We start from the raw sequence: 15,584 nt of genomic DNA on the forward strand, positions 1-15,584 counted from the left end.
GCATAAAACCACCAACGTACCCCTAAACAGGACTACGTTGGTGGTTTTATGCTTTGCTTCGCTATAGCAGCTGCTTCAACCCTGCAAGTACAAGGCCGATCATGAATCCGCAGATGGCGCCGTTCACCCGGATCCATTGCAGGTCTTTGCCGATTTTGTCCTCCATGAGGACCGTCAGCTTCTCGTTGTCCAGCTTGTCGAGATTTTCTTTGACGAGTTGGCCGATCTTGCTGTGATTTTGCTCCAGATACGTAGCGATCTGGTCTTGAATCCACTGCTCTCCCCGCTCCATCATGTCGGGGTTCGCTGTTAGGTTGAACAGCAGCTTCCGAAGGAGCGGCACGACATGCTGCGGAACAAACGCCGGTTGCTCCACGAAAGCTTCGGCTTTTTCTTTGATGCGGGTAAGCAGCTGCGCCACTTTGGCGTCGAGGCCGATCAGCTCGGGCAGCTTGGTTTTCAGGCTTTCCAGTTCTTTGAGCAGATGCGGGTTGTATGCCAGTCTATCCAGTTCTTTGCGGATAAACTGCAAGACCGCCTCACGGCGCGGATGGCGAGCGGTGCGCATCTGATCGATGTACGTGAGCAGGAAGTTTTGGATGATCCCGCCGATTTTCTCCTCGTTGACCATCCCGATAAACGCGTTGACCGCAAACGCCATAAAGCCGTTGGACTGCAATCCTTCAAAAGCTTTGAGCGCCATTGCCCCGAGCTGATCGCGCGTATCCGCTTTGATCACCCAAGCGGCGACTTTGTCGAGGACGAAGTCGAAGGTTTTACCGTCGTAGCCGTTCTCTGTCACCGCATCTACCAGTGTTCGAATAAGCTTGGCTGTATCGACATCCTGGAGAGCTTGGTTGAGCTCTCCGGCGATGAGCGGAGCCAGCTTGTCCATATCAATGGCCTGCAAAATATGGCGGGCGATCGTTGTAATGCCGTTATGCACAGCAGGCTGGTCCAGCTGTGTGTCCGCCAGCTCGAGCCCCCGCTCAAGGAAGCGAATCTGCTCCAGGCGAGCCTTGATCGTCGCTTTGGAGAGCAATTCGTTTTGCACGGTGGAGACGAGTGCGTTCGTGATTTTCTCCCGATTCTTAGGCAGCAGCGCTGTATGCGGAATCGGGATGCCGAGCGGATGGCGGAACAACGCCGTCACTGCAAACCAGTCGGCGAGCCCCCCGACGACCCCGGCTTCGAAGCCGCCTTGCAGGAAGGCGCCCCATACCGTCGACGACACCGCTGTCGGCAGCGTTGCGAGGAAGCCTGCCCCCATCACGCCAAGGGACGCCGTGGCTAAGTATCTTGCTTCTTTTTTCATTGTGTACAACTCTTTCTGCGTGAGATAGTGATTTTATTTTAACATAAAAATGAACGGAACGCGGCAAACGCCCGAGGGTTACACATTCGGAATCTGCCAGTCGATTTCTGGCAGCCCTATGGAACGCAGAAATTGATTGGCCCTTGAGAACGGACGGCTCCCGAAAAAGCCGCGATGCGCCGACAACGGGCTCGGATGCGGCGATTTTATCAGCAGATGGCGCCGATTCGTGATAAGCTGCGCTTTCTTCTGGGCGTGGCTGCCCCACAGCAGAAACACGACAGGCTCGTTCTTGCTGTTGATGATCTCGATGACGCGGTCCGTGAACGCTTCCCAGCCTCTCTCCCTATGTGAGTTGGCTTGATGCGCTCTGACGGTAAGCACCGTGTTCAGCAGCAGGACACCTTGCTGCGCCCACTTCAGCAAATGTCCGTTATCGGGGATGTAGCAGCCGAGGTCATTGCGCAGTTCTTCAAACATGTTTTGCAAGGATGGCGGCGTGGCGACTCCCTCTTTTACTGAAAAGCTTAGTCCGTGAGCCTGCCCCGGCCCATGATAAGGGTCCTGCCCCAGAATGACCACTTTGGTCTCCGCTAGCGGCGTATAATGCAAGGCATTAAAAATATCGTATTTATCCGGATAAATCGTCCTCGTCCGATATTCGTCGGCAAGAAACTTGCGGAGCTGCAAGTAGTACGGTTTTGCAAATTCCGGTTCCAATTCGTTGGCCCAATCGTTATTCAAAATCGCCATTTCAAGCCCGATCCTCCCGCTCAAAAGTAGCATTCGACAAAATTATACCATATCCGATCGACTTGCATCACGTAAAGGGAGAATCTGATGGGTGGCGGGAGAGGGTCAGGTTGCTGCAAAGCAGGAGCCGGATTGCTCGTAGCGCTGTGGGGGGCGGTGCGGAGGCTGATGAATGCTGGGAAGGGGTGTGGAGTAGCTAGATTGGACTGGAGCGATAGAGGGAATGCGTGCGCAGACGGGGCTCGATGATGTGATGTGGTGGTAGCCGACGTCAACACGTTGCTGGCGCTAACGGTCGTCACGGCGGCTATTTGGCCTAAAATCGTTCATTTGGGGCGGTAACGGTTGCCACGGAGGCTATTTGCATGAAATTGCCCCATTCACCCGATTTCATCGAAATAAGCGCTATGGCGACCGTTAAAATCCTTATCGCCCGCTATTTGGGACAATAGCCGCTGTGGCAACCATTACTTCGTTTCCGTTACCGATCTGTTGTCCAATAAACAGCAATCCCCCAGCGTTTGCCCACTACGATCCTTTTGAAATGCTGCCTATGCAGCAACCTTATTTGTAGGCTTTGCTCTCTGTCATTATGGTTGCGGCGCTTACCGCTCGCCCTCCCACTCCGCGTAAAACTGCTGGAGGTACGTCTCCATGAAGCGGTGCCGCTCCTCTGCCAGTTGCTTCGCGTACGGCGTGTTCATCAGCTCCTTCAGCTTGAGGAGCTTCTCGTAAAAATGATTGATCGCGGTGTCCTTGCCATCGCGATATTCCGCCTCCGTCATGTGCTCGCGCACCAGGACGGACGGATCGTGAATCGGGCGACCTTTCCAGCCCGAGTAAGCGAAGACGCGCGCGATGCCCACCGCGCCAATGGCATCCAGCCGGTCGGCATCCTGCACGACCCGGCCTTCCAGCGTGCGCATGGGCGGACGCGCGCCGCCTTTATAGGACATGGTGCCGATGATCTCGAGCACATGGCCGACTTGCGCCGCCGGCGTGCCGCTGGCGGCGAGCCAATCCTCGAGCTCCCGCTGCGCCGCGGCGGGATCCGCGTTCAGCTTCTCGTCGGCGACGTCGTGAAGCAGTGCCGCCAGCTCGCAGACGAAGCCATCGGCGCCCTCCCGGGCGGCGATGGCTTTCGCCGTCTGCACGACGCGATAGATGTGCCACCAATCGTGTCCGCTGCTATCGCGCGCCAGCTTTTCCTTAACGAGCGCCTCTGCGGCGCGGAGAATATGTTCTTGCGTCATTTCTTCTTTTTCCTCTTTCCTGATGTCGATTTATCGTCAGTCCCTTTCGACTTGCCCTCCGGCGCCGGCTCATTCGCGGGCAGCGAATCGCCGTTCACCTCAACCGGAATCAGCACCGACGCTTTCAATTTGTCATCCGCCTTCGGCTCGCTGATCTTGCCGTCGATGTGCTTTTGGATCAGTTTTTTGAACTGCTTGCCGTATTTCTCCTCCTGCTTCGCCCCCATATCCTGCTGCAGCTCCTGGAGTACCGCGCAGGAACACACATGGTGAAAAAGCAGTTCGATCATCGCGGTGTGCTCAGTTAGCATGGCAACGGTCGGCTCCTCCCCGCCGCGCGTACCAACAATCGCTTGCGTACGATCGAGCAGCAGCGTAAATTTCCGTGCCGCCGCACGCGGCGCCGCCGACTCTTCCCGCTTCTTGCCGAACGGATGGAAGCTGCCGGTTCCCGCCTCGCGGCTGTTCACGACAACCACGCGGACGCCGAGGGCCTGCGCCTGCCGCAGGTCTTCCTTCAGCAGCTTCGCCTCCTCCGGCCAGAGGTCGCAGAGCACCTCTTCCTTGGCCTTACGCAGCTCTGCGCGAATGCGCTCGACGACCTTGGTGTCGCCGTCCAAGCTGAAAAACTCCGACCTATGCGTCTCCTGCTGCGGCAAATGCGCCTTGACGTACTGCAGCGAGGCTTGCAGACTCGCCTCGAGCCTTGCGCCGATGTCTTCGATCGGCACGCTCTGGTAAACTGTCGGCTCGCCGTGGCTGGTGAGCACGGCCCCTTTCTCCGCCAGCTTCTGAAGGGCAGCGTACACATTCGATCGCGAGACGCCAAGCTGCTTCGCAATTTCATAACCGGTATGCGTCCCACTAATCGCAAGTACCTGCAGACATTTGGCCTCCAGATCGGTAAATCCCAAATTTTTCAAATGCAGCAAAAGTTCCTCCATGGCGAAGCTCTCCCTTCTTCAAGCCATTATCCTTCCGTGTTCTCATTGTACCATGATTTCCGGCGAGGCACGGCAGGATTTCTCAACGCTTCTTCGATACGTTGGAGGAGAAGCTGGCTGAGCTGGGCGCCTAACCCTAAGCTAGAGCGCTTTTTCGTAGGCGAAGTAAGGCTCGCTCCGCATCGGAAACCGAATGGCGCCGACTTGCTTGTAGCCGGCCCGTTCATACAGCTGTGCCGCCCCCGGGTTGCCGCTGTACACGTCGAGCCGGATGCAGCCTCCGCCTGACGCGCGGGCCTGTTCCTCGGCAAATTGCAACAGCTTTTTGCCGAGTCCTTTGCCCTGCCAGGCCGGATCGACGGCCAGCCGATGAATGCAGCGTGCGCCGTCCAGCGTCCATGGCAGTTCGCCGTAGCTGGCGCTCTGCCGGTCATCGACCACGACAGCGCCGATCATATGCTTTCCGTCGCGGAGCCCGTAAGCTGTTCCCCGTTTCAAATCCCCGCGAACGACAAACCAATTGGGATACAAAAAGTCCCATTGCTTCACACCGTTCCGCTTTAAATCCGCAGTGACCCGGCGGTAGAGCGCCAGCAAGCTTTTGACATCCTTCGTTGTAAGTGGCATAATCTCCATGCTGTCAGCCCTCTCTACACCGTCTTCTTGATTGCCGTCAGCTTTGCTGCAGAATGCCTGCGGTACACGACCGTCCACAGCACAGTCACCCCTATAAAGCCATACAATACGAAGTTCGATAATGCCAGATACGTGCTCACCGAAAGCTCAGCCACCATAATGACCCGCACGACCGCCTCCAGCGTCAGCATAATGCCCCACACTAGTGTCATCAGTCGCATGACAAAACGGAAATACGCAAACGACCAGTTGTCGGCAAAGCTCGGATTATTGATGAAGCGCATCGCCAGGTAGAACATGATCGGGCGGCGGAACAACAGCGAAATCAAGAACACCAGGCCGACCCCGGCGGTAATAATCGACTCACGAACGAGCAGCACCTTCTCGCTGCCGCCCATCAGCACGAGCGCGATGGTCAGGAGGAATGTGAACAGCATAAGTGAGCCGAAGGCATCCAGTTTCCGGTGCTTAGCCAAGTGCACCACATTATCCGCCAGCGGGACGAGCGTCGCGATGGATAGCGCCGCAATCGAGCTCATGTGGTCGTTCAGCAGGACGTAAAGCAGCCACGGCACGATTCCGTTCACCAACAAGGTAAAAATCACATAGTTTCGTTTTGACATGTTATACAGCTCCTTCGATAGGCAATCTTGTTTTTTTCTTATGGTTATGACGCACATACAGTTCGGTAAACATCAAATTCAGGGCAATCGAGAGATAAACGGCCAGTGGAAATGTAAAGCTGCGGTCGGCATCCAGAGACAGCTGGACAATGCCTAGCACGATTCGAAATGTCACGAACACGAAGGTGATCGCATAGCTGCGCAGCATCCACACGCGATGCCGGAGCACCTGCCGCTGCATAATCGCATATATGCCGGCCGCCGTTGTAGCGAGCCAGAACATATCCAGCACCAGGAACGCGATCGTCGATGGTGTCCCGCCCGTTGCATACAGCGCGATGTACGGCACGACCAACACATTCACGAGGATGGCGACTCCGTACACCCGCCCCAGCATGCGATGCCGCTTCGGGTTGCGGCGGCTGCGCTCTGTGAGCTGATACGCCCCGATGAGCAGCGCGACGATGCCGAGGATGATGTGCGGGTAAAAGAACAGCTTCCATACGAAGTATGGGAAGGATGTACCGCTAGTCAGCTTGGCGGAAACCATGCCGGCCTGACTGGGGCTGAACACGAAATACTGAACGACGATGTAGATCGTCAGTAAGTAGGCCAGCGCGTAGAGCGTGGGTACAATGATCTTTTTACTCGGCATACACTCGCCTCCTCACCCTAATGAGCGGGTCATCATCGCAACCAAATCCTGCGCCGTAAGCCCGCTTTGATCTGGATAAATCGTCCTCTGCACCCGCATCCCGTAGAGATACGTCGCCAGGAACTCGGCAACTTTAGCGGCATCCACCGTTTTCGGAATCGCGCTGTGCTGCTGTCCGACCTCAATCCACTTGCGGCAGGTCATGAGCGTAAAATCGAAAACCTCCCGCACGATCCGCGCGACCTTCTCATTATCCATCTGGCTTAGCAGGTAAATGAAAATTTTGCTGGTCACATCATGCGGATTGGTCGAGCGCAGCATGCCTTCGGCAATGAGCTGCAGCGGGCCGTTCAGCCCCGATGTCTGCGGGCTGTTGACCACCTCGGTGAAACGTGAGTTGATCAGCTCGATACGAGCTTTCAGCACGAGGCCCAGCAGCTCATCCTTGCCGGTGACGTAGTGGTAAATGGCACCTTTGGAAAGTCCCGTGCGCTGAATGATATCCTGCAGCGTCGTCTGCCTGCAGCCTTTTTCTTGGATTAATGCCTCTGCCGTGTCTAAAATAAGTTGAAAACTTCCGCTTGCTCCTGTCATGTGAGTTCTTCCTTTCTTCATGGCTGCTTGGGTTAAGGATTGTTATCCTGCAGCGTTTCTGCGTCTACTCGTTTGCGACCGACCGTCGGTCTGTTATGAACTCATCTTACTATACCGACCGTCGGTCTGTAAAGGGGGTTGGTGAAATTTTCCTCACCCATTTTGAAAAGTGTTACGCGCTTCAGCTGTTTGAGAAAGAACAACGCCCGGTCTCGATAACGATTCATTCGATGACAGGGCGCGCGTGATTCATAGATTTAGATCAAATAACGAAGGTAAACGTAAATGCTCGCTACTACGACAGAGAACAGCATGAGCGGAAAACCATATTTCATGAAGGTTACAAACTTAATCGGATGCCCTTCCTTGCCCGACAAGCCTGCAACGATTAAGTTGGCGCTTGCGCCAATAAGGGTGCCGTTGCCGCCAAGGCACGCCCCTAAAGCGAGACTCCACCACAGAGGCTCCAGATTGTCTACCCCCATATTGCCCATTTCTTGAATCATGGGAATCATCGTCGCGACAAAAGGGATATTGTCCAGGAAGGCGGAAGCAATTGCACTAAGCCATAAAACCAGCATCGACGTTGCAACGAGATTGCCTCCGGTCAGCTCAATGGCTTGTGCCGCGAGCTTGGAAATAACCCCGGTCTCTACAAGTCCGGAGACTAGCACGAACAGTCCCACAAAGAAGAAGATCGTTGTCCATTCCACCTTCGTAAAAGCATTTTCCATCGCATGCTCCCCTGTGAGCAGCAACAGCAGAAAAGCGCCTGCCAAGGCAACCGTGGCGGACTCCAAATGAAGCATTTGATGCAGGAAGAAGCCAACAATCGTAAGCCCAAGCATGGATACGCTCTTAATGAGCAGCGGACGATCCGTTATCGCTTCTTTCTCGTTGATCTGCATGATGGTCATCTTCCGTTCAGGCGTGGTCTGAATTTGTTTGCGAAATAGGAAGACGAACATGGGGATCATGCAGGCCATAATGATGATGACAATAGGAGCCAGATTATTAATAAAGGCCATGAAGGTGAGTTCTTTGACCGCGCTGCCGATCATGATATTCGGCGGGTCTCCGATCAAGGTTGCCGTGCCGCCAACGTTGGACGCCATAATCTGTGTAATGAAAAAAGGTACGGGGTTCACCCGCAACTGCTTGGTAATGCTGAACGTAACGGGAACCATCAGCAGCACCGTTGTGACATTGTCCAGAAAAGCTGACCCGACTGCAGTGATGAGGGCGAGTGAAACCAGAATACGCACGGGGTCACCTTTCGCCTTTTTTGCAGCGATCAGAGCGATATACTGAAAGAGTCCTGTCTCTGCCGTAATGCTGACCATAATCATCATGCCAACAAGCAGTCCCAACGTATTAAAATCAATGTGGTGCAGCGCGCTTTCCTGACTAACGATGCCCAAAGCCACCATCAGCACGCCGCCGAGCATGGCGACAATCGTACGATGAATTTTTTCGGCAATGATCATGCCATAGGTTACAAGAAAAATTCCAATTGCTATAATGGCTTGCTGTTCCATTTCATTCCTCCTGTCTCTTCGTTCAGTGCATTCCTAATATCCCCATTTGCGCACAAAAAAAAGCCCCATCAAGGGCTCGTCATGGCAAAAAAGACCAAAAGGAGCCCTTGGTGACAGGCTCCTCCATTGTGCAGCAACTATTTAATTTAGTTTAGTTTAGGATATGAATGACATATGACGAATATGCAATGTGATACCAATTTACAATGGACCGTCGGTTTCTGTCAAGCTTCTCGCGTCCCTTGTTCTTTGTGCGGTGCCCATACCGATCGGGTCCACGCAAGCTGCATGCCAACTCGCTGCATATTATGCTGGCTGGAGCTGCCAAAGCTTGCTTGAGCGACCACGAGCTCACAGTTCGCCTTATAAGCCTCGTGCATGCGCCATTGCAGAAGTGCGGTTTGCAGACCTTTGCGTCTATAGGCAGGCACCGTTGCGGCTAACGTGAGTGATGCAATCTTGCCACTGGTATACATGACGGCTACCGCAGCGGGCTCATTCTGCCAGAAAGCCAGATACAGCTTCCATCCCGGGCGGCCGAGCAGGCCGATATTGTTATTGATGAAATGATGCTTATGGGCAATCTCCATGCCTGCGCCCACACAATGAATAGCGGCATACATGTCAAAATCGGCTTCACTTTCAATTGGACGTATTCGTATACTCGCAGGAAGTTCGGGAAGCTCGCTGCTGGGGCGGCCGTAAAGAACAGAATGAAAGCCGGTTTGGTACAGCCCATGCACAGCTAGCTGCTCCAGTAATTTCGGGCTGATGCTGACAGGATTGATATCCAGCTGAAACGTTCTGTTGCGGTCCCGGTAAAAGCGAATTACCTCTTCCAAGCTGTCTGCGTCTTCCTCGGAGAAGCCTTTAACGGAATTGAACAGCCCCCAGGGCATCGTTCTGATATAGAAAGCTGTCGTACTCCCATGCTTCCTTATTTCCACACCTTCCGGATTGCCGTTTCGTTCACCAATGGAGCTGATTCTTGAGGTAAAATAATCGGTTTCTGACTGCACAATACGCTTGGCCAATTCTTCATTCATCACTGGCAACCACATTCGTCTCCCACTCCCTGTCCAGTCAATAGCGTCAATTTCCCCATAATATGGTTAGCCATGATTGTATTCCCTTCAGCATTAGGATGCAAACGGTCTGGCAAGTAGTCCACATAAGCTTCCCCAAAAATCTCCAAGCCGTCAACGTAAGTAAGATGGGCATCCCCGCAAGCCGTCAGCCCCTTCACCGCTTCCTGAATTTCTTCTCTCATCGTCACCAGGTTCATCCCGACTGCATTCTCGTCTGTTTCCCGGTGTGGGCAATAGATAGGCGAAAATAGAAAAATAGGGGTATGCGGATGTTTTTCCCGAATGATCGCGACCATGCCGATGACGGCTGAGCGAAACATCCGGATATTTAACGTATTGCCCCCCATCACATTAATCCCCAGGCACAGGGAAATGATGTCGGCGGGAAGATCCCGGATGACGCGGGCGATCATCGGTTCGATGTGGCATTGACCAGCGAAGCCCAGACAGCACAGATCCCAGCGTTTACTTCGCGCGACGATAGCCGGCCACGTATGTGCCGGGCTCTCGGCGTCGGTGCTTTGCGTAATGGAGCTGCCGTACGTAATCCACCGGGGCTGCGTATGGGTCAAGGGAGCGGCCGATGCTCCGTCACTTACTTTCAGCGCCTTCACGATGACCGCCGCTTTTTGCGACAAATAGATTTCAATTGGCTTCATGCGCTCAGGCAAATTGGTAAATAAACACACGTCTTCCCCGGCCGGGAGCGTCCGTGTTTCGACGAATACGTCTTCGATGACAAGGTCAAACTGCACGTCTTCTTCCGCTGCAGCAACGTGCAGTTCTACGAGAACAGCATCGCTTAGAAAAGCGACCCGGACGCCCGCCGGTTGCCCTGCCCGCTCCACCAGCTTATCCGCATAGAGCCCGAGCTGCTCATGCGGCAATCGCCATGGCCGGAGTCCGGCATCCGTCTTTTCGATGGAGACGGCCCCCCGAAACCATGCTTCATTGAATTCAATCGTATGCATGTTCTCTTCACCTTTCCATTTAAGTATAGAGGCCCCTCGTGACCTCAATTATACGTTCCGATCATCCAAAAATAAACAGCTCGCGGTCCTCACCATAACGGTGCGTTTAAAGCTGGCATAGTGCCGCTTCGAGGATATACGCCAACACGTGAAAAAAGCCGCTATGATGCGGCTTTTTATGCGATAAAGCTCTTGCTTCAAACCCTTGGCGCAACGGGAAGTACCGGCTGCTCCTGCAACATATCTCCGGTTGCTTGCATCCATGCAGCTAATTCGGTGGCAAGCCGCTCGATGTCTCCGGCATGTGCCGGATCTGCCGACAAATCGTGCGTTTCCCACGGATCGTTCAGCAAATCGAACAATTGGATCCGTTCGGTTCCTGCATTCGTTATCGGCGAGCGATAGTAACGAATCAGCTTCCACCGGCCATCCGTGACCATCCGCTGAATATCCCGATAAGCGGAGCCTACAATACGACGAGCTCCTTCTCTTTCCCCTGCAAAAAGAGGGCAAAGACTTCTGCCTTCCGTTTCCTCCGGCAGGTCGACGGCGCAGAGCCCGGCAACGGTCGGGAAAATATCGATATTGCTCGCGAGCGCCTCCTCCTGCTTGCCCTTCGGCACGCCCGGTCCGTGGAAAATGAGCGGAATGTGCACACTGTGCTCGTAGAGGTTCTGTTTGCCCATCAATCCGTGCTGCCCGACCGCCAATCCGTGATCTGCGGTGTAGACGATCAACGTATCATCATAGATGCCTTTCGCTTTCAATACCTCGACGATTCTGCCAATCTGCGCGTCCATATGACTGATCATTGCATAATAATCGCCCATATGTATGCGAATCTCGCTCTCTTCTCTCGGCCATCCTGCAAGCTTCTCGTCCCGAATCATCAGTTCGCCGTTATCGAAAGCATGCTCAGGCGCAAAGTTCGGCGGCAGCGGCAGGCTAGCCCGGTCGTACATGCTGGCATACGGCTCCGGCGCGGTGCGCGGATCGTGCGGCGCCGTATACGCCACATACAGGAAAAACGGCTCATCCTGCCCATAACCCGCGATAAAGTTGATAGCGGCATTCGTAAACAGCTCCGTCGAGAACGTATGTTCCACATACTCCTGCTCCTTCGGATACGCACCGGTCGGATCATAATCGTACACAGGAACCTGCGTATGATCGCTCATGCCGCCAAACAGCAGCTTATCCCCTCCTTGGAAGCCTCGGGTAAAGCTTGCCTTGTCGTTATGCCATTTGCCGACGGCATGTGTACGGTAGCCCGCCTCCTGCATCGCTTGCGGCATGATCCGGACATCTGGGCGAATGACGTTCAAATTTTCCCGGGTGACCATGTCCTTGCCGACCGTCGCCCGGAAAATCGGGATGCCCGTTTGCACGCACGCCCGGCTTGGTGCGCACAACGCCCCGGTCAGACCGCCGATGATATGCGTGTTGCGGCAAGCGGTCCCTCCGGCTGCCAACGCATCCAGCACCGGCGTCTGCACAGCTTCCCGGCCGAACGCACCAATGGCTTCCCCACGATGATCGTCGGTGATAATAAATACGACATTCGGCTTCTTCGCTGAAAATTCCTTGATGTTCTGTTCTTTCATCGTATACCTCACTATGGTGAAACTGGAGTTATTACATTCGGCTTGCAGCTACTTTTTCGATTTAAACTGGTCATAGGCTTGCTGATAGATTTCTAGGTAGCGTTTGATGTTCATTTTATCCAGCGTACTTAAGTAATTGTTCCATTCCTTATCGACGTCCAGCGATCCCGTCACCGTCTTCGCGAAAAATTCGCTTCTGTAGTCCGTAATCGTCTTCTCCAGCGATGACAGCTCTTCCGCCTGTTCGTTGGTGAAGAACAGCGGCGGCACAATTTTGCTTGGGTCGGTTTTGTATGGCTCATACTTTTTAGTTTCATTGTACAACACGAGTTCTAGCGAGTTTTTCGGATCTGCCGCCACGCTTAAGCGCAGGTCGTTGGTGCGCAGGGACGGACCCGCTTGCGCCCAGTGGATGTTTTGCAGCTTGCCGAATGTCGCGATCGGTTTCCATGTCGCTTGCTTGCCGTTTACGCCCAGCTCGCCCTGCTCCGGACGCACCCATTCTTGACCGGGACGGCCTTGCGTGCTGCGCAGCGTCGCTTCTTCCGACAGCAGCAAGTCAGCCAAACGGAAGGCGGCGGCGGGATTTTTCGTCTTATTGGTGATCACATACTGACCAGAAGATACCGCGTACGGATTGTACGCCGTCGAACGTATGCCTGTCGGCCCCTTGAGCGGCGGTACGGCAACAAAATCTTTGAATCTCTCGTTATCGGCATCGACAAAGACCGTTTGGTTCTGCGAAGCAACCGCTCCGACGATCGGGATCTCCGGGTTCATGCCCATTTGTTTCAACTGGTTGCGATCCTGCGTAAACGTCTGTGGAGAAATCAACCCTTCCGCAAACATGTTATGCAGATACTTTAAGGCATCTTTCCACTCCGGCTGATTGTAGGCAACTTGCACCTTGCCATCCTTCACAAATTTCAGATTGAAATCCTTCTCGATAAATGCGCTGGTCAGAAAGAGATCGAGCGTCGAGGAAGGGCCATTGGTCGCGCCGACCAGCGGGATTTCATCCGCCTTGCCGTTCCCATTCGGGTCCTTCTCTTTAAACGCTTTGAGTACTTGATAAAACTCGTCCGTCGTTTCCGGCACTTTTAAGCCGAGCTTATCCAGCCATGGTTTATAAATCCACATTTTCTGACCAAGCGAGCAGTGGTAGCATTCATTGACTTGCGGCACCGAGTAAATTTTGCCGTCAGGCAGCGTAATCAAATCTTTGACATAGGGAACCTGCTCGTACATCTTTTTCATTTCCACGCCGTATTTGTCAATATACGTATTGAGCGGAAGGAATACGCCGTCTTTCCCGTAAATGGATTGCTGAACCTGGGATACGTTCATATTCAGCAGGACATCCGGATAATCGCCACTGGCGAGCGAAACGTTCAGCTTCTCGGCAAATGTTTTCTCTGGCGCGACCTCCCAATCAATATGGATGTTCGTCTTTTCTTCCAGCCATTTCGTAAACTCGTTCGTGGCAAAATTCTCAACGATGCTGGAGCCTTTAACCATCACCCTGAGCGTCGTCTTTTCTTTGGTGATCGGGAATTCGCCTGCTGGCGTGACTTGATCGTCGCTGATGGCTTGCGTTCCTTGTGCCGATGGTGACGATTCCTGGGACCCGCTTTCGGAACACGCGCTTAGCAGGGCTAGAGATGTTGTCAGAGCCACGGCAACTGTTAAAGCCTTTTTCATCGTAAAAACCTCCCCTTTAGCCTTTTAGTGAGCCAATCATCATGCCTTTGACAAAATGCCTTTGTAAAAAGGGATATATGATGAGCACCGGCAGCGTGGATACGACGATCAGAGAAAACTTCAAGAGCTCCCGCAAGCCGTCTCTCGCCGCCTGATCGGCAACGTCGGAAATCATTGACGCATCAACCTCGTTTTGCACCAAAATATCCCGTAATACCAGTTGAATCGGGTACAGCTCCTGATGTTTTAAATAGAGCAGCGCGTTAAAATACTGGTTCCAATGGCCGACGGCATAAAACAAGGCGATAACTGCGATGATCGGCCCTGACAACGGAATCACGATTTTGCGCACGAACGTGAAATCGCTGCAGCCATCCAACTGGGCGGCTTCGAGCAATTCGTCGGGAATCGTCGTTTGAAAGTACGTGCGGGCAATGATCATATTCATCACGGCAAGCGCCCCCGGAATAATCAAAGACCACCTAGTGTCGATCATACCCAGCTCTTTCACAACCAGGTAGGACGGAATCAGCCCGCCGGAGAACATCATGGTGAAGACGAACAAGGCCATCAGCGCATTGCGGGGCATAAAATCCTTTCTTGCCAGCGGATACGCCGCAATCAGCGTAAACAGCACATTAATCGTCGTGCCTACCACGGTATAGAAGACCGAATTCAAAAAGCTCGACATTATTAAACGATGCTTAAAGACCGCTTCATAGCCCGCCAGCGTCGGATCAACCGGATATAACCAGACTTTGCCGGAAACGACCGCTGTGGAAGAGCTGAAGGAAGCGCTGACAATATAGATGAGAGGATAGAGAATCGTAATCGTGAATACGGACAGGATGATGTAGTTCAAAATCGTAAACAGTCTGTCATCCGCACTTTCTTTTATGCTTCCCGTCATGGAGACGCCTCCTTCTTACCACAGACTCGTTTGTCCCAATTTTCTGGCGATTCGATTGACCAGCACCAACAGGACCAAGTTGATGACCGATTTAAACAATCCAATGGCCGACGAATAGGAATAGTTGATCGCTGTCGAAGCCAGACCGACTTTGTACACAAATGTATCGATCACCTCAGATGAGCTCAGATTGAGCGGATTCTGCATGAGCAATACTTTTTCAAAGCCAATGTCCAGCACATGACCGGTGTTCATGATCAGCAAAATGACGGCCACCGGCATAATCCCCGGCAAATCGACGTGCCACATGCGGCGCACCTTATTGGCTCCGTCCATCACCGCCGCTTCATGCAGCGAGGGATCGACCGCCGCAAGCGCAGCCAAGTAGATGATGCAAGAAAACCCAACATTTTGCCATATCCCAGACCAGACAAACACGTGCGAGAACCACGCGGGAATGCCCATGAAATTAACGGAGGGAAGCCCGATAAACTTCATAATCGTTTGCACCAGGCCAACACGCGGATCCAACATTTGCAGGATGATGCCGACCATCACGACGACGGAAATAAAATGCGGCGCGTACGTGACCATTTGCACGGTCTTCTTAAAAAAGCGCGCATTCACATAGTTCAGAGAAAGAGCAAGGATGATCGGGAACGGAAACCCTGCAAACAGGCTGTACAAACTGAGCAGCACGGTATTCTTCATGACCCGAACGAACTCATACGAATGGAAAAACCGGTCAAAATGCTTGAGTCCTACCCAATCGCTGCCCCAGACCCCTTTGGTCGGAATATAATTTTTGAAGGCAATGAGCGCCCCGTACATCGGCACGTATTTGAAAATGATCAAGTAAATAAGCGGCAGCAGCATAAACAGGTAGAGCTGCCAGTGGCTGATTGCGTTATTCCTTAGTCGGAATAGATAGCTTCCCATTCTTTTACCGACAACGGCAGGTATGACGCTGCTCTTGCTAGCCGTAGCTTCCATAAACCC

General features: G+C 53.3%; 15 protein-coding genes. All 15 read right to left on the reverse strand.

Annotated elements, in window-relative coordinates:
- Positions 1 to 61: 61 nt before the first annotated feature.
- A complete protein-coding gene (locus EJQ19_RS03435) occupies positions 62 to 1,315 on the reverse strand; it encodes a DUF445 domain-containing protein (RefSeq protein WP_126139799.1) in 1,254 nt (417 codons plus the stop codon).
- 78 nt (positions 1,316 to 1,393) lie between these two features.
- Positions 1,394 to 2,068 (reverse strand): uracil-DNA glycosylase, encoded by a 675-nt coding sequence (locus EJQ19_RS03440; protein ID WP_126139800.1) that lies wholly within the window; start codon positions 2,066 to 2,068, stop codon positions 1,394 to 1,396.
- 605 nt (positions 2,069 to 2,673) lie between these two features.
- Positions 2,674 to 3,321 carry an HD domain-containing protein gene (locus EJQ19_RS03445; RefSeq protein ID WP_126139801.1) on the reverse strand — a complete coding sequence of 216 codons (648 nt, stop codon included), beginning with the start codon at positions 3,319 to 3,321 and terminating at the stop codon, positions 2,674 to 2,676.
- Entirely contained in the window at positions 3,318 to 4,265 is a 948-nt protein-coding gene (locus EJQ19_RS03450; RefSeq protein ID WP_126139802.1) for a TrmB family transcriptional regulator, read from the reverse strand. The genes EJQ19_RS03445 and EJQ19_RS03450 overlap by 4 nt, the downstream gene beginning before the upstream one ends.
- A gap of 141 nt (positions 4,266 to 4,406) precedes the next feature.
- Positions 4,407 to 4,979 (reverse strand): GNAT family N-acetyltransferase, encoded by a 573-nt coding sequence (locus tag EJQ19_RS03455; protein ID WP_241242717.1) that lies wholly within the window; start codon positions 4,977 to 4,979, stop codon positions 4,407 to 4,409.
- The gene (locus EJQ19_RS03460; RefSeq protein WP_126139803.1) at positions 4,916 to 5,524 is read right to left on the reverse strand and encodes a VC0807 family protein; all 609 of its coding nucleotides are present in this window, start codon (positions 5,522 to 5,524) and stop codon (positions 4,916 to 4,918) included. The genes EJQ19_RS03455 and EJQ19_RS03460 overlap by 64 nt, the downstream gene beginning before the upstream one ends.
- Position 5,525: 1 nt before the next feature.
- A complete protein-coding gene (locus tag EJQ19_RS03465) occupies positions 5,526 to 6,179 on the reverse strand; it encodes a DUF2306 domain-containing protein (RefSeq protein WP_126139804.1) in 654 nt (217 codons plus the stop codon).
- 12 nt (positions 6,180 to 6,191) lie between these two features.
- Entirely contained in the window at positions 6,192 to 6,773 is a 582-nt protein-coding gene (locus EJQ19_RS03470; protein ID WP_164716291.1) for a TetR/AcrR family transcriptional regulator, read from the reverse strand.
- Between the two features lie 257 nt (positions 6,774 to 7,030).
- Entirely contained in the window at positions 7,031 to 8,311 is a 1,281-nt protein-coding gene (locus EJQ19_RS03475; protein ID WP_126139806.1) for an ArsB/NhaD family transporter, read from the reverse strand.
- A 224-nt stretch (positions 8,312 to 8,535) separates the two neighbouring features.
- Positions 8,536 to 9,372: a GNAT family N-acetyltransferase gene (locus tag EJQ19_RS03480; RefSeq protein ID WP_126139807.1), complete on the reverse strand. Its 837-nt coding sequence runs from the start codon at positions 9,370 to 9,372 to the stop codon at positions 8,536 to 8,538.
- The gene (locus EJQ19_RS03485) at positions 9,357 to 10,370 is read right to left on the reverse strand and encodes an SGNH/GDSL hydrolase family protein (RefSeq protein WP_126139808.1); all 1,014 of its coding nucleotides are present in this window, start codon (positions 10,368 to 10,370) and stop codon (positions 9,357 to 9,359) included. Before EJQ19_RS03485 ends, EJQ19_RS03480 begins: the two co-directional genes overlap by 16 nt.
- A gap of 197 nt (positions 10,371 to 10,567) precedes the next feature.
- Positions 10,568 to 11,974 (reverse strand): sulfatase family protein, encoded by a 1,407-nt coding sequence (locus EJQ19_RS03490; protein WP_241242718.1) that lies wholly within the window; start codon positions 11,972 to 11,974, stop codon positions 10,568 to 10,570.
- Between the two features lie 48 nt (positions 11,975 to 12,022).
- Positions 12,023 to 13,675 carry an ABC transporter substrate-binding protein gene (locus tag EJQ19_RS03495; protein WP_126139809.1) on the reverse strand — a complete coding sequence of 551 codons (1,653 nt, stop codon included), beginning with the start codon at positions 13,673 to 13,675 and terminating at the stop codon, positions 12,023 to 12,025.
- Positions 13,676 to 13,691: 16 nt separating this feature from the next.
- Positions 13,692 to 14,585: a carbohydrate ABC transporter permease gene (locus EJQ19_RS03500; RefSeq protein ID WP_126139810.1), complete on the reverse strand. Its 894-nt coding sequence runs from the start codon at positions 14,583 to 14,585 to the stop codon at positions 13,692 to 13,694.
- Between the two features lie 15 nt (positions 14,586 to 14,600).
- A complete protein-coding gene (locus EJQ19_RS03505; protein WP_241242719.1) occupies positions 14,601 to 15,578 on the reverse strand; it encodes an ABC transporter permease in 978 nt (325 codons plus the stop codon).
- Positions 15,579 to 15,584: the final 6 nt, after the last annotated feature.

The organism is Paenibacillus whitsoniae (assembly GCF_003955665.1).
Lineage (GTDB): Bacteria > Bacillota > Bacilli > Paenibacillales > NBRC-103111 > Paenibacillus_E > Paenibacillus_E whitsoniae.

What these genes read in the sequence shown, in the direction of transcription:
- EJQ19_RS03485 (WP_126139808.1), bottom strand. Translation starts at nt 10,370, where the DNA reads ATGCATACGATTGAATTCAATGAAGCATGGTTTCGGGGGGCCGTCTCC.
- EJQ19_RS03500 (WP_126139810.1), bottom strand. Translation starts at nt 14,585, where the DNA reads ATGACGGGAAGCATAAAAGAAAGTGCGGATGACAGACTGTTTACGATT.
- EJQ19_RS03465 (WP_126139804.1), bottom strand. Translation starts at nt 6,179, where the DNA reads ATGCCGAGTAAAAAGATCATTGTACCCACGCTCTACGCGCTGGCCTAC.
- EJQ19_RS03440 (WP_126139800.1), bottom strand. Translation starts at nt 2,068, where the DNA reads ATGGCGATTTTGAATAACGATTGGGCCAACGAATTGGAACCGGAATTT.
- EJQ19_RS03435 (WP_126139799.1), bottom strand. Translation starts at nt 1,315, where the DNA reads ATGAAAAAAGAAGCAAGATACTTAGCCACGGCGTCCCTTGGCGTGATG.
- EJQ19_RS03445 (WP_126139801.1), bottom strand. Translation starts at nt 3,321, where the DNA reads ATGACGCAAGAACATATTCTCCGCGCCGCAGAGGCGCTCGTTAAGGAA.
- EJQ19_RS03505 (WP_241242719.1), bottom strand. Translation starts at nt 15,578, where the DNA reads ATGGAAGCTACGGCTAGCAAGAGCAGCGTCATACCTGCCGTTGTCGGT.
- EJQ19_RS03475 (WP_126139806.1), bottom strand. Translation starts at nt 8,311, where the DNA reads ATGGAACAGCAAGCCATTATAGCAATTGGAATTTTTCTTGTAACCTAT.
- EJQ19_RS03460 (WP_126139803.1), bottom strand. Translation starts at nt 5,524, where the DNA reads ATGTCAAAACGAAACTATGTGATTTTTACCTTGTTGGTGAACGGAATC.
- EJQ19_RS03490 (WP_241242718.1), bottom strand. Translation starts at nt 11,974, where the DNA reads ATGAAAGAACAGAACATCAAGGAATTTTCAGCGAAGAAGCCGAATGTC.
- EJQ19_RS03480 (WP_126139807.1), bottom strand. Translation starts at nt 9,372, where the DNA reads ATGTGGTTGCCAGTGATGAATGAAGAATTGGCCAAGCGTATTGTGCAG.
- EJQ19_RS03450 (WP_126139802.1), bottom strand. Translation starts at nt 4,265, where the DNA reads ATGGAGGAACTTTTGCTGCATTTGAAAAATTTGGGATTTACCGATCTG.
- EJQ19_RS03470 (WP_164716291.1), bottom strand. Translation starts at nt 6,773, where the DNA reads ATGACAGGAGCAAGCGGAAGTTTTCAACTTATTTTAGACACGGCAGAG.
- EJQ19_RS03495 (WP_126139809.1), bottom strand. Translation starts at nt 13,675, where the DNA reads ATGAAAAAGGCTTTAACAGTTGCCGTGGCTCTGACAACATCTCTAGCC.